This is a genomic window from Rhizobium sp. PAMB 3182 (assembly GCF_052908355.1).
In genome coordinates this window covers 2,555,091-2,568,471 of sequence record NZ_CM128607.1, presented here as the reverse complement: position 1 = coordinate 2,568,471, position 13,381 = coordinate 2,555,091, and the positions used below count along the sequence as shown (strand labels likewise).

Here is a 13,381-nt window from a genome sequence, read left to right as displayed (position 1 = left end):
CGCGACTTACATATGCAATCACGGAGGGCTCAACAGCGGCAAATGCTGTGATATAGCAGACCCGTGGCTGATGCCGGACGCAGCCGTCTGCATGTTTGGGAGAGCATTCCCGCTCAGCGACGACGTCGGGTGGTTCTGGCATCTGGTTCTGTCAGCAATTTTCAGGAAAACGCATAATGATCGTATGCTTTGATATTGGCGGCACGGCGATAAAGGGCGCGCTGGCGCATTCTCCGGACGATGTAAGGCCTCTGGGACGCCGTCCGACCCCCACGAACGATTACACCGCCTTTGTCGACACTCTGCGCTCCGTGATTGCCGAAACGGGCGAGCGCCCGGATTGCGTGGCCATCTCGAATGCCGGTTCCATAGATCCTGATACCGGAGCGATCATCTGCGCCAACATCCCCTGCATCAACGGCCGCCGGCTTGCCGCAGATCTCACTGCGGATCTCGGCGTGGAAGTGCTGATCGCCAACGACGCGGATTGCTTCGCCCTCGCGGAGGCGCTGGCGGGTGCCGGCCGCGGCTATCACACGGTCTTCGGCATCATTCTCGGAACCGGGGTCGGCGGCGGCGTGGTCGTCAAAGGCAAGCTGATCAACGAACGCGGCGGCTATGCCGGCGAATGGGGCCACGGCCCGGCTGCCCCACATTTTGCCGGTCAACCGCCGGTCGCCATTCCCGCCATCCCCTGCGGATGCGGCGGCGAACGCTGCCTCGACCCCATCGGCAGCGCGCGCGGCATGGAGCGGCTCCACCGCCATCTTCACGCAACGGAGCTGACCAGCGAACAGATCGTCGCTGCCTGGCAGGCGGGAGACTCAGAGGCATCCCGGACCATCGAGGTCTTCGTTGACATTCTGGCCGGGCCCCTCGCCCTGATCGTCAATCTCCTCGGCGCCGACATCATTCCGGCCGGCGGCGGTCTTTCCAACAGTGAGGCCCTGCTGGCCGAACTCGACCGATCGGTCCGCGCGAAGACCCTGCGGACGTTTGATCGACCGCTGGTGATCCGCTGCGAATGCCGGGTCGAACCGGGGCTCATCGGCGCGGCACAACTCGGCTTCGCACGGCTGCAGGAAAAGGCCGAGGCCCTGCCCGCCTGATCCTGACGGCGCCGATCACCGGACGCGAAACGACGCAGACAAGGACAAGAATGTTGTTTTCGGGCCATTCCTATACTAGAGCCTCTGCGAAAGTGCGCGACATCACACGGAGAGGCCGGCAACCGGTATGGAGGCAGCATTGAAGGCAGAGACGACCATTCTTTCTGGCAAGCCCATCGCAGAGCGGGTGCTGAGCACCGTCCGGCAGGAAACGGCGGCGCTGATCGCAGAGACCGGCGTCCAGCCCGGTATCGCGGTCGTCATCGCGGGCTCCGATCCGGCAAGCCAGGTCTATGTCCGCTCGAAGGGCAAGCGGGCGACCGAATGCGGCTTCAAGTCCGTCGAGCACAAGCTGGACGAAACCGTCTCCGAAGAGGAGCTGATGGCGCTGTTGCACAAGCTCAATGCCGATCCGACCATCCACGGCATTCTCGTCCAGCTGCCGCTGCCCTCTCACATCAACGAAGCCCGCATCATCCAGGAAATCGATCCGGCCAAGGATGTCGACGGCTTTCATCTGATCAATGTCGGCAAGCTCACCACGGGCATGACCGACACGGCTTCGATCCCCTGCACGCCGGCCGGCTGCATGATCCTGATCGAGGAAGTCATCGGCAAGGATCTCTCCGGTAAATCCGCCGTCGTCATCGGCCGCTCCAACATCGTCGGCAAGCCGATGGCAAGCCTTCTGTTGCAGGCCAACGCGACCGTTACGATCGCGCATTCGCGCACGAAGGACCTGCCGTCCGTCTGCCGTAAGGCCGATATTCTCGTTGCAGCCGTCGGTCGCCCGCAAATGGTCAAGGCCGACTGGATCAAGCCCGGCGCCGTCGTCATCGACGTCGGCATCAACCGGGTCGCCAATCCGCCCGGCTCCGAAAAGCCTCACCGCATCGTCGGCGACGTCGATTTCGACGATTGCAAGGATACGGCGTCCGCCATCACGCCGGTTCCCGGCGGCGTCGGCGTGATGACCATCGCGCTCCTGATGGCAAATACGCTCAAGGCCGCGAAGATCGCCGCTGCCAAGTAAATCGCCGGGGCATCGTCCCTACCACTCGATTGCGCTACCGTCATAGGCACGGAAGCCGCCTGACGCCTCGGGCGGCAGGCCGTCGAGCGTCGTGAGGATGTTGGTGGCGGCTTCTTCGGGAGGCACCGAGGGATGTCCCGAGAGATAGCGCGACGAGAGCGATGTCGCCACAGTCCCCGGATGAATGCTGACCAATATGGATTGCGCATGGGTGCGGCGAGCCTCGATCGCGGCCGTGTGGACGATCTGGTTCAACGCAGCCTTGGACGCCCTGTAAGAGATCCAACCGCCGAGAGCATTGTCGCCGATCGAGCCGACGCGCGCGGACAGGAAGGCGAAGATCGACCGGCGCTTGCGGTCGAGCAACGGCAGGAAATGCTTGATCACCAGCGCTGGCCCGATCGCATTGACGGCGAAGAGATCAAGCATCGCGGAACCGTCGATCTGTCGCACGCTCTTCTCCGGCCCGCGCTCGTCGGTCGCAAGCACGCCGGTGGCGCAGATGATCAGCTGAAACGGCTCGTCACCCATCCTTGCGGCATAGTTGGCGACATTAGTCTCGTCGGTGATATCGAGCCCGTCACCGCTGCGGGAGAGTCCTTGCACGTTGCCACAAGCCGCATCGCCCTGAACCGCATCCATGAGCGCATGGCCGATCCCGCCGCTGGCACCGATCACCAGCGCGCGATAGCCCTGTCCAAGCGAATTCAGTAAAACCGCCACCTTCCTGCTCCTGCGAATGTCTAAACAGGCAATACGCACACGAACAGGATATGGTTCATGAGGAAGAAGCCGGCGACCCACAGGGACCGCCGGCCAAGTATTTAGATAGCCAGGTATTCGTTGCGCAGTTCCTCGTTTTCGAGGACGTCCTGCGCCTTGCCGGAATAGACCACTTCGCCCATGTCGACGATCACCGCCTTGTCGGAGAGCTTGAGCGCGGCGACCGCGTTCTGCTCGACGATGATGGTGGTGATGCCGAGTTCCTTGATCTGCCGGACGATCTTTTCGATCTCGTGGACGATGACCGGTGCCAGGCCTTCATAAGGCTCGTCGAGCAGCAGCAGCTTGACGTCGCGGGCGAGCGCACGCGCGACCGCCAGCATCTGTTGCTCGCCGCCCGACATCGTCACGGCGATCTGGTTGCGCCGTTCCGCAAGACGCGGGAAATGATCGTAGATCTTGGCGATCTCCCATCCCTTCGGCTCGGAGACCTGCGCCAGCAGCAGGTTTTCCTCCACCGTCAGGCCCGCGATGATGCGCCGGTCTTCCGGCACCAGCTGCACGCCGAGTTGCGCCGCCTGATAGGCCTTCTTGTCATGTAGCGAATGACCGTCGAGCCAGATCTCGCCGCGTTTCAGTGCCGGATCGTCGACCCGCGCGATGGTGCGCAGCGTCGATGTCTTGCCGGCGCCGTTGCGGCCGAGCAGGGCGAGGATCTCGCCCCGGTTCAGTTCGAGCGAAATACCCTGAACGATGTAGGACTCCCCGTAAAAGGAATGGATATCCTTGACCGAGAAGAAGGGCTTTTCGCCGGCCTTCGCGGATGGCTGCGCCCCCGCCATGGCCGCGTTTTCCTGAGAAACAACATTCATGTCAGTGCGCTCCCCCGAGATAGGCTTCCTGGACCTTGGGATTGCCCTTGATCTCTTCCGGCTTTCCAGACGCGATCACCGTGCCCTGGGCGAGAACCGTGATCCGGTCGGCAAGCGAGAAGACCACATGCATGTCATGCTCGATGATCACCTTGGTCATGCCGGACTGCTTGATCTCCTTCAGGAGGTCGATCGTCCGGTTGGTGTCGAGGCGGGACATGCCCGCCGTCGGTTCGTCGAGCAGCAGCAGCTTCGGCTCCTGCACGAGGCACATGGCCATTTCCAGCCGCCGCTTGTCGCCGCGTGAAAGCGTCGCCGCGTTCATGTCGCGCTTGTCGAGCATCTTCACGTCGTCCAGCATTTTCTCGGCCTTTTCCAGGATGTCCCGTTCGCCGGGGACACTATCGAGGCCCTGCAGCCGGAACGCACCGTCACGATGGGCGAAGCACGGGATCATGACGTTTTCCAGAACCGAAAGCTCGCCGAAGATTTCCGGCGTCTGGAACACGCGACTGATTCCCATCTGGTTGATCTCGTGCGGCTTGCGCCCGAGAACCGGCTGGCCGTTGAAGCTGACCGAGCCGACGTCGGGCGAGATGCGCCCGACGAGGCAGTTGAGGAAGGTCGACTTGCCGGCGCCGTTCGGGCCGATGATGGCATGCACCGTGCCGGCCTCGACCGCCAGATTGACCTGGTTGAGCGCAAGCAGGCCGCCGAAGCGCTTGGAGACGTCGTTGACTTCAAGAATGTTCATGGTCGTCTCCCTCATTCCGCCGCATGCGGCGCAGGATTGCCCCGCGGCCCGTTGCCGTCCGCCTTGCGGCTGGACATCGCCCGCCCGATACGGCGCGCACCCTCCATCAGTCCGCCCGGCAGGAAGATGACGACGGCCATGAAGATCAGGCCAAGCGTCAGCGACCAGCCCTCGCCGGTAAACCGCGCTGCAATCCAGACGCAGACATCCTGAACGGAGTCCGGCAGGAACGAGAACCACTGGTGCAGCACGCCTTCGTTGATCTTGGAAAAGATGTTTTCCAGATACTTGATCAGCCCGGCGCCCATGATGGGACCGAGCAGCGTGCCGGCGCCGCCGAGGATCGTCATGATGACGACCTCGCCGGATGCCGTCCACTGCATGCGCTCGGCACCCGCCAGCGGATCCATGCAGGCAAGCAGAGCACCGGCGAGGCCGGCATACATGCCGGAGATCACGAAGGCCGCCAGCGTGTAGGGACGGGTGTTGAGGCCGGTATAGCTCATCCGGTTGCGGTTGGTCTTGATGGCGCGCAGCATCAGGCCGAAGGGCGACCGGAACAGCCGGATCGCCAGATAGAAGACGATCAGCAGGATGAGCGCGCAGATGTAGTAGCCGACATTCAGCTGAAACTCCCAGCTGCCGAAATGCAGCGTCGTCGTCGCCCGCATCTCTGCCCCGAATATCTGCGTCACCGGAATGCCGCCCGTCTGCGTGGCCGTCTGGCCGAGGATGCGCGGATCGCTGAGCGTGATCTGCAGGCCGGTCTCGCCATTCGTCAGCGGTGTGAGCACCGAATAGGCGAGATTGTAGCACATCTGCGCGAACGCGAGCGTGAGGATCGAGAAGTAGATCCCCGAGCGGCGAAGCGAGACGTAGCCGATCACCAGGGCGAAGATGCCCGACACGATGACGGCAAGCACGATCGCCGGGATAATGTTCATCGTCAGAAGCTTGAACATCCACACCGCCGAATAGGACCCGACGCCAAGGAAGGCTGCATGGCCGAAGGAGAGATACCCCGTCAGGCCGAACAGGATGTTGAACCCGATGGCGAAGATTCCGAAGATCACGAAGCGCCGCATCAGGTCGGGATAGCCGGCATTGAACTGCGCAAGCGCACTGTCTGCCGGGAACGGGTTGAGAATGACCGGTGCGAACAGGCAGAGCCCGAACACCAGCAGGAGAAGACCGAAGTCCTTGCGATCGAGGCCCAGCATGTCAGTCCTCCATCACGCCGACACGTCCCAGCAAGCCGCGCGGGCGGGCCAGGATGATGACGATTGCCACAAGATAGATGATGATCTGGTCGATGCCTGGAAACAGCATCTTGACCTCGTTCATCGATGCGAAGCTCTGCAATATGCCGAGCACGAAGCCGGCAAGCACGGCACCGGGCAGAGAGCCCATGCCGCCCACCACGACGACCACGAAGGACAGGACGAGGAAGTCCATGCCCATATGATAGTTGGGTGAGCTGATCGGCGCGTACATCACGCCGGCAATACCCGCCACCGCGGCCGCGATGCCGAAGGTGATGGTGAAGCGCTTGTCGATATTGATGCCGAGCAGGCCGACTGTTTCACGGTCCGCCATGCCGGCCCGCACCACCATCCCGAAGGTGGTGAACTGCAGGAATGCGAAAACCGCGCCGATCACGACCAGCGAGAAGCCGAAATAGATCATGCGCCAGTAGGGATAGATGACGACGTTGGGATCGAACCCCAGCATCGCGCCGAAGTCGAACGATCCGGTGAACTGCGAAGGGCCTGCAGTCTGGATCGGATTGGCGCCGAAGAAGTATTTGACGATCTCCTGCAGGACGATCGCAAGGCCGAACGTCACCAGGATCTGGTCGGCGTGCGGCCGCTTGTAGAAGTGCCGGATCAGCCCGCGCTCCATGGCATAGCCGACGATCAGCATCACCGGGATGGCCAGCAGAATGGCGAGCGGCACCGACCAGTTGAGAATGGCCGCGCCGAAATCCTGGCCGAACCATGCCTCGATATAGGCCGTCTTGACCTTCAGCGGCTGGCCGAGAAAGTCCGTTCGTGTTGGGTCGACCGTCTCGAAGGACAGGCCGAGCAAGCGTTGCATGGTGACGGCACAGAAGGCGCCGATCATGAACAGGGCGCCGTGCGCAAAGTTCACGACGCCGAGCGTACCGAAAATGAGGGTCAGTCCGAGGGCGATCAGCGCGTATGCGCTGCCCTTGTCCAACCCGTTCAGAATCTGAAGAATTATTGCGTCCATTGCCCCTCCCGCTGGAACACACCCGATCGATCAAGCTGTAGAAGCCGGCCGCCCTCCTCCCGAGAACGGCCGGCTGTCGACATTCGTCAGACGCTTATGCGCCCGCGTTGCACTTGCCGAGGTCGCCGCCGGCGAACATCGGATCATCAGGGGCGTACGTCACCTTGTCGGCCGGGGTGATCTCGACGACATCCAGCACGTCGAACTCATTGTCCGGCTTGTCCTTGCCCTTCACGACGAGAACGTCCTTGAAGCACTGGTGGTCGGCGGCACGGTAGAGCGTCTTGCCGTTGCCGAGGCCGTCGAACTCGTAGTCTTCCAGCGCTGCGACGACGTCGCAGGGATTGAAGGATTTCGCACGCGCCACGGCGTCGGCATAAAGCAGGGTCTGCACGTAGCAGGTCTGCGCTGCCTGGCTCGGCGGGAAGCCGTATTCCGTACCGAACGACTTCACGAAGGCCTTCGTGCCATCGTCCTGCAGCTTCCAGTTCCAGTTGGACGAACCCGGAATGCCCTTGATGTTGTCGCCGGCACCCTTGGCCATCAGCTCGGAGATCAGCGGCACGATGATCTCGAACTGCTTGCCGTTGACCTGCTTGTCCTTCAGGCCGAACTGCACGGCCTGGGTCAAGGAGTTGACCATGTCGCCGCCGTAGTGGTTGAGAACCAGAACATCCGCGCCGGAGTTGAGGACCGGGGTCAGGTACTGCGAGAAGTCGCCCGCGCCGAGCGGCGTCATCACATTGGTCACGGTTTCCCAGCCGATGCCCTTGAACGAGGCTTCCATCGACTGCTGCTGCGTCCAGCCCCAGGTGTAGTCGGCCGTCAGCATGTAGGCCCTGCGGCCGTCGCCGTAGAGGTTCTTCAGAACCGGCGCGAGTGCGGCTGCGGACATATAGGCGTTGAAGAAGTGGCGGAAGCCATTTGCCTTCTTGTCCTTGCCGGTCGTGTCGTTGGAGTGCGTCAGGCCAGCCATGAAGATGATGCCGGCCTCCTGGCAGAGCGCCTGAACGGCAACCGCGACGCCCGACGACGAACCGCCGGAGATCATGATCGCACCGTCCTTCTGGATCATCGACTGCGCGGATGCACGGGCAGCGTCGGACTTGGTCTGCGTGTCGCCGGTAACATAGGCGACCTTCTTGCCGAGAATGCCGGTACCGTCCAGGACCTTGGACGAGAAGGTGTTCAGCATGCCGCCGTCGCCCTCGCCGTTCAGGTGCTTGACGGCGAGCTGGAACGCCCGCAGTTCGTCGGCGCCTTCATCGGCATAGGGTCCCGTCTGCGGAACGTTGAAGCCGAGCGTGACGGTGCTCCCCTTCGGTTCGTTGACGAAGCCGTAGGCCGAGCGGGTGAAGATCGTCGGGGTCGCAAGAATGAGACCCGACGCGGCACCCGCCTTGAGCGCCTGACGACGCGTAAAGTTGAATTTTGACATTAAGCTCCTCCCATGAGCTGCAATCAGCGATGTAAATCTGTTCCGTCCTCCCCGGAACAGACATAACCTTAATAAGCTTACCGAAGCAGGCAAGCGATATATTTTGTTGTGAGTATATAATGATGAACTAAATCGTTTTAGCGCCGCAATTCCCGACAGAAAGACCGGGCCTTGCAGCGCAAAACTTCGTTTTTGTCAAAACGGTCGGCCCGAATTCACAGGCCAAGGTGCCATTGGACTGGAAAATCAGTCGACGAAGGCACGCTCTACGACGAAGCTTCCGGGCGCATTGTTGGCGCCTTCCACGAGGCCGCAGGCCTCCAGAATTTCCTTGGTTTCCTTCAGCATCGCCATCGAACCGCAGATCATGCCGCGGTCGACTTCGGGATCGAGCGGCGGCACGCCGAGATCGGAATAAAGCTTGCCGGACCGCATCAGGTCGGTAATCCGACCCGTATGGGTGAAGGCTTCGCGGGTAACCGTCGGATAGTGGACAAGCTTGCCCGACGCGAACTCGCCGACCAGCGGATCGTTCAAGGTTTCCTCGACCAGATCCTGACCGTATTTCAATTCGGCGACGTCACGGCACGTGTGGGTGAGGATGACCTGCTCGAACTTCTCGTAGGTTTCCGGATCGCGAACGAGGCTGGCGAACGGTGCGATGCCGGTCCCTGTCGAGAACATGTAGAGACGTTTGCCGGGGAGAAGGGCGTCGTTGACCAGAGTGCCGGTCGCCTTCTTGCGCAGGAGGATCGTGTCACCGACCTGGATCTTCTGCAGATGCTCCGTCAGCGGCCCATCCGGAACCTTGATGGAGAAGAATTCCAGCTCCTCGTCCCAGGCCGGGCTGGCGATCGAATAGGCGCGATAGACGGGCTTCTCGGCGTTCGGCAGGCCGATCATCACGAATTCGCCGGAGCGGAAACGGAAGGCGGCGGGGCGCGTGGTGCGGAAGCGGAACAGGCGATCGGTGTAATGCTGCACCAGCGTCACCGTCTCGGCATAGACATTCTCCGGAATTGCGAATGTTTGCTTCGCCATCACATCCATGACCCATCACCCTCTTTTTACATGTTTATTGAAAGCACTTCCGTCAGAGACGGCCGGTTCCGGCCGTATCGATGTGATGAAACGTCATCACATTTTCATTCGTATACTAACGATAATAAAGTCATTGTCTTTTGTCAATCCACCACGAGCAAGCACCCGGAGGTCTCTGCGGCCGCTTGACCGCGAGAGCGGACGCGACTTGACCCGTCGTGCAACCTATGGAAACAAGGGCAGGTCGTCCGCATCGAAATGCCGGGCGGCAACGGCATAGGGGGACATTCCATTTCAACGGATTCCAACGACGAGACCGCGCTTCCCGCAAACCGTGACGGCTACCGCCTTGACGACCAGATCGGCTATCTGCTGCGTCTGGCCAACCAGCGACATACGTCCATCTTTCAGGAACATTTTCCCGAACGGCTGACGGCGACGCAGTTTTCCGCCATGGCCAGGCTTGCCGACGTCGGTCCCTGCTCGCAGAACCAGCTGGGACGGCTGACCGCCATGGATGTTGCGACCATCAAGGGCGTCGTCGACCGCCTGAAGGCAAAGGACCTGGTCGCCATCAACGCTTCGGAAAGCGACCGCAGGCGATCCCTGATCAGCCTGACCTACAAGGGACAGACCCTGCTGGATTCCCTCTACAAGATTGGCTTCGAAGTCTCCCGGCTGACCCTCGATCCGCTGACCGCGGAGGAAAGCCGCACGCTGGTGACCCTGCTGGCGAAAATCACCTAGCCGTCCCGTAACCCTGCGTCACCGGATCAGACGGACAGGTATTGATCCCGTATCTCCGGCTCACGTTCGAGCACCTCGAACGTGCCGTCGAATTTCTTGGCTCCGCCTTCGATGATGATCGTCCGATCCGCCACGGCCCTTGCGAAATGCAGGTTCTGCTCGGAGATGATGACCGTAAGCCCGTGCTCCTTGAACTTCAGGATCGACGCGGCCATCTGCTCGACGATCACCGGCGCGATGCCCTCCGACGGCTCGTCGAGAAGGATCAGTGACGGATTGCCCATCAGCGTGCGGGCGATCGTCAGCATCTGCTGCTCCCCACCGGACAGCGCCTTGCCCAGATTGTTGCGTCGCTCCGACAGGTTCGGGAAAAGTTCGAACAGCGCGTCCACCGTCCAGTAAGGGGCACCGGCACGCTTTGGCTGTTTGCCGACCTCGAGATTTTCCAGGATCGTCAGGCTGGTGAAGATGCGCCGCTCCTCCGGCACGTAACCGAGCCCCTGGCGCGCCACCTTGTAGGCCGGCTCGCCTGTAATGTCGCGCCCCTGGAAGCGCACGCTGCCGGAACGCGGCCGCACCATCTGCATGATCGACTTCATCGTCGTCGTCTTGCCGGCGCCGTTGCGTCCCAGAAGCGCCACCACCTCGCCCGGCTCCACCGAAAAGCTCAGATCGTTCAGAATATGCGCCTTGCCGTAGAAGCTGTTGATTGCCGTCAGCTCAAGCATGATCGCCATCCTTCTTGTAGAGAGTGCCGCCGCCGAGATAGACTTCCTGGACCTTCGGATCGGCCTTGACTTCCGCCGCCGTGCCATCGGCGATCAGCTTGCCGCGGTTGAGCACCATGATCCGGTGCGCATGCGCGAAGACGACGTCCATGTCGTGCTCGGTAAACAGCACGCTGATCCCGCGCTCCCGCACGATGTCGCCGGTCAGCTGCATCAGCGCGATGCGTTCCTTCGGCGCCATGCCCGCCGTCGGTTCGTCCATCAGCAGAAGCTGCGGACCATGGGCGAGCGCGATCGCCAGTTCGAGGCGCTTGAGATCGCCATAGGCCAGAATGGCGCAGGCCCGGTCCGCCTGGTCCGCCATGCCGACGAGGTCGAGCAACGCCAGCGCCTCGGCGCGGTAAAGCTTCCAGGCCCTGGGCCACAGTGAGGTCAGCCGCCGCTGATAGCTGATCAAGGCCATCTGCACGTTCTCGGCGACCGTCATGCTCTGGTAGGTGCCGGTGATCTGGAACGTGCGGCCGACGCCCATGCGCCAGATCTTGCGCGGCGGCAGGCCGGTGATCGGCTTGCCCTTGAAGTAGACGCGCCCCGACGTCGGCTTCAACTGGCCCATGAGCATGTTGAAGCAGGTGGACTTGCCCGCGCCGTTGGGACCGATCAGCGCCTTCATCTCGCCTGCGGCGACCGCGAAGCTGACGCCCGCAACCGCCTGCACGCCGCCGAAGGATTTGCTGAGGTTTGTGACATCAAGAACCGGCGTCATACCCGCTCCTCCTTGTCGGCATAGAAGCCGAGCTTTGTCGCCAGCCTCTGCAACGTTCCGGCGATGCCATAGGGCGCGACGATGACGACGGCGATGATCAGCAGGCCGAGCAGCAGACGCCAGTATTCCATGCGCGTCAGCCAGTCCTTGGCGGAGGCCAGGAAGGCCCCGCCGACGACGGCGCCGGAGAGCGTCTTCACGCCGCCCAGGAAGACGACGATCAGCGCGTCGAAGCTCTTGGCGATCTCCAGCTCGTTCGGGAAGACCGACCCCTTGGAGAAGACGAACAAACCACCGGCGAGACCCGCCAGCGCACCGGCGATGGCAAACGCCGTCCACTGGATCATCTTGACGTCGATGCCGGTCGCTTCCGCCTGCCTTGCGCTATCGCGCGTCGCCCTCAGCGCGTAGCCGAAGGGCGAGTGGATGATGTGGCGCAGCGCGAGGATGCCGCCGATACCAAAGGCCAGCGTGAAATAGTAGTAGGCGGTCGTCGAAGACAGCCACGGCGCCGGCCAGATGTTGAGGATGCCGTCGTCGCCGCCGGTGAAATCGCCCCACTGGAAGACCAGCGACCAGATGAGCTGGCTGAAGGCAAGCGTCAGCATGGCGAAATAGACGCCGGCAAGCCGGATGCAGAACCAGCCTACGATGACGGCCAGGAGACCGGCACCGAACGGCGCGAGCAGGAAGGCAAGCTCCATGGGTGCCGCGAAATACTTGACCGACAGCGCCGCGACATAGGCGCCGCCGCCGTAAAAGGCCGCATGGCCGAAGCTGACGAGACCGCCGCTGCCGAGCATGAACTGCAGCGAGGCGGCGAAAAGGCAGAATACCAGAATGTCGATGATCAGCACCTGGGCGAAGTTCGACCCCAGCAGGGGAACGGCCGCAAGGCAGGCGACCAGCGCCAGGAAGAAGAGCCGTCCCCGCAGACCGAAGGGCCGGATCGGCGGCTCGATATCGCCAACCTGCCCGTGCTCGCCTGCCACCTCCGGCTTGCCGAGCAGGCCGTAGGGCTTGAAGATCAGCACGACTGCCATGACGACATACATCAACACCAGCGTGCTTTGCGGAATGTAGGTCACGCCGAAGACATTGAGGACGGAAATGATGACGGCAGCAATGAAGGCGCCGGGCAGCGACCCCATGCCGCCGATGACGACGACCACGAAGGCGCCGGCGATGATGTTGAAATCCATCAGCAGGTCCGCGCCGCCCTTCGGCAGCTGGATCGCGCCGCCGAGACCGGCCAGCGCCGAACCGAGGAAGAAGACGCCGGTAAACAGCCAGGCCTGATTGACGCCGAGCGCGCCGACCATTTCGCGGTCCTGGGTCGCCGCGCGCACCAGAATGCCGACGCGCGTCTTGGTGATCAGCCACCAGAGGCAAAGAAGGATGAAGGGGGTGATGGCGATGAGCGCCAGATCATACTGCGGGACCGGTTCGCCGAAGATTCGCACCACCGATTTCAGCCCCGGCGCACGCGGACCCAGACGGTCCTCGGCGCCCCAGATCATCAGGGTCAGGTCCTGCACCACCAGAATGACGCCGAAGGTCGCGACAAGCTGGAAGAGCTCCGGCGCCTTGTAGATCGGCCTGAGCACCAGGATTTCCACGACCACGCCGATCAGCCCGACCGCGATCGCGGACAGCACGATCGCCCCCCAGAAGCCGACGGCTCCGGGCAGGACCTGCATCAGCGTGACGCCGATATAGGCTCCAAGCATGTAGAAGGAGCCATGCGCGAAGTTGACGATACGGGTTACACCGAAAATCAGTGACAACCCGGAGGCAACGAGAAAAAGCGCCGCCGCGTTTGCAAGCCCGGTAAGGAGCTGCGCTACCAGAAGTCCCATTGAGGTCCGCTCGATATCTGAGAAGGGGCAGGCTCCGGCCGGTTCGTGGCAAACCGGC

At 62.2% G+C, this 13,381-nt stretch carries 13 protein-coding genes; 3 read left to right on the top strand and 10 right to left on the bottom strand.

Annotated elements, in window-relative coordinates; all coding sequences use genetic code 11:
• Positions 1 to 176 precede the first annotated feature (176 nt).
• On the top strand, positions 177 to 1,109 hold the full coding sequence (locus tag ACU5AZ_RS12480) for an ROK family protein (protein ID WP_446822682.1): 933 nt from the start codon (positions 177 to 179) through the stop codon (positions 1,107 to 1,109).
• A 127-nt stretch (positions 1,110 to 1,236) separates the two neighbouring features.
• Positions 1,237 to 2,142 carry a bifunctional methylenetetrahydrofolate dehydrogenase/methenyltetrahydrofolate cyclohydrolase FolD gene (gene folD / locus ACU5AZ_RS12475; protein ID WP_446822681.1) on the top strand — a complete coding sequence of 302 codons (906 nt, stop codon included), beginning with the start codon at positions 1,237 to 1,239 and terminating at the stop codon, positions 2,140 to 2,142.
• Positions 2,143 to 2,160: 18 nt separating this feature from the next.
• Here folD and ACU5AZ_RS12470 read toward each other — a convergent pair whose 3' ends face one another.
• The 7 genes from ACU5AZ_RS12470 to ACU5AZ_RS12440 form a co-directional block, all read right to left on the bottom strand.
• Positions 2,161 to 2,865, bottom strand: coding sequence for an SDR family NAD(P)-dependent oxidoreductase (locus ACU5AZ_RS12470; protein ID WP_446822680.1), 705 nt, complete (start codon positions 2,863 to 2,865; stop codon positions 2,161 to 2,163).
• A gap of 101 nt (positions 2,866 to 2,966) precedes the next feature.
• Positions 2,967 to 3,707 (bottom strand): ABC transporter ATP-binding protein, encoded by a 741-nt coding sequence (locus tag ACU5AZ_RS12465; protein WP_446826006.1) that lies wholly within the window; start codon positions 3,705 to 3,707, stop codon positions 2,967 to 2,969.
• A gap of 31 nt (positions 3,708 to 3,738) precedes the next feature.
• Entirely contained in the window at positions 3,739 to 4,491 is a 753-nt protein-coding gene (locus tag ACU5AZ_RS12460; RefSeq protein WP_446822679.1) for an ABC transporter ATP-binding protein, read from the bottom strand.
• Between the two features lie 11 nt (positions 4,492 to 4,502).
• Positions 4,503 to 5,711, bottom strand: coding sequence for a branched-chain amino acid ABC transporter permease (locus tag ACU5AZ_RS12455; RefSeq protein WP_446822678.1), 1,209 nt, complete (start codon positions 5,709 to 5,711; stop codon positions 4,503 to 4,505).
• Position 5,712: 1 nt separating this feature from the next.
• Positions 5,713 to 6,744, bottom strand: coding sequence for a branched-chain amino acid ABC transporter permease (locus ACU5AZ_RS12450; protein ID WP_446822677.1), 1,032 nt, complete (start codon positions 6,742 to 6,744; stop codon positions 5,713 to 5,715).
• Between the two features lie 94 nt (positions 6,745 to 6,838).
• Positions 6,839 to 8,182 (bottom strand): substrate-binding protein, encoded by a 1,344-nt coding sequence (locus ACU5AZ_RS12445; protein WP_446822676.1) that lies wholly within the window; start codon positions 8,180 to 8,182, stop codon positions 6,839 to 6,841.
• Positions 8,183 to 8,428: 246 nt separating this feature from the next.
• Positions 8,429 to 9,232, bottom strand: coding sequence for a ferredoxin--NADP reductase (locus ACU5AZ_RS12440; RefSeq protein ID WP_446822675.1), 804 nt, complete (start codon positions 9,230 to 9,232; stop codon positions 8,429 to 8,431).
• Between the two features lie 249 nt (positions 9,233 to 9,481).
• On the opposite strand from ACU5AZ_RS12440, the gene ACU5AZ_RS12435 reads away from it, so the two are divergent.
• Entirely contained in the window at positions 9,482 to 9,970 is a 489-nt protein-coding gene (locus tag ACU5AZ_RS12435) for a MarR family winged helix-turn-helix transcriptional regulator (RefSeq protein ID WP_446822674.1), read from the top strand.
• Between the two features lie 26 nt (positions 9,971 to 9,996).
• Here ACU5AZ_RS12435 and ACU5AZ_RS12430 read toward each other — a convergent pair whose 3' ends face one another.
• The 3 genes from ACU5AZ_RS12430 to ACU5AZ_RS12420 are packed head-to-tail and all read right to left on the bottom strand — an operon-like array spanning position 9,997 to position 13,323.
• On the bottom strand, positions 9,997 to 10,701 hold the full coding sequence (locus ACU5AZ_RS12430) for an ABC transporter ATP-binding protein (RefSeq protein WP_446826005.1): 705 nt from the start codon (positions 10,699 to 10,701) through the stop codon (positions 9,997 to 9,999).
• The gene (locus ACU5AZ_RS12425) at positions 10,691 to 11,464 is read right to left on the bottom strand and encodes an ABC transporter ATP-binding protein (RefSeq protein ID WP_446822673.1); all 774 of its coding nucleotides are present in this window, start codon (positions 11,462 to 11,464) and stop codon (positions 10,691 to 10,693) included. Before ACU5AZ_RS12425 ends, ACU5AZ_RS12430 begins: the two co-directional genes overlap by 11 nt.
• Positions 11,461 to 13,323 carry an ABC transporter permease gene (locus tag ACU5AZ_RS12420; RefSeq protein ID WP_446822672.1) on the bottom strand — a complete coding sequence of 621 codons (1,863 nt, stop codon included), beginning with the start codon at positions 13,321 to 13,323 and terminating at the stop codon, positions 11,461 to 11,463. Before ACU5AZ_RS12420 ends, ACU5AZ_RS12425 begins: the two co-directional genes overlap by 4 nt.
• Between the last annotated feature and the right edge of the window lie 58 nt (positions 13,324 to 13,381).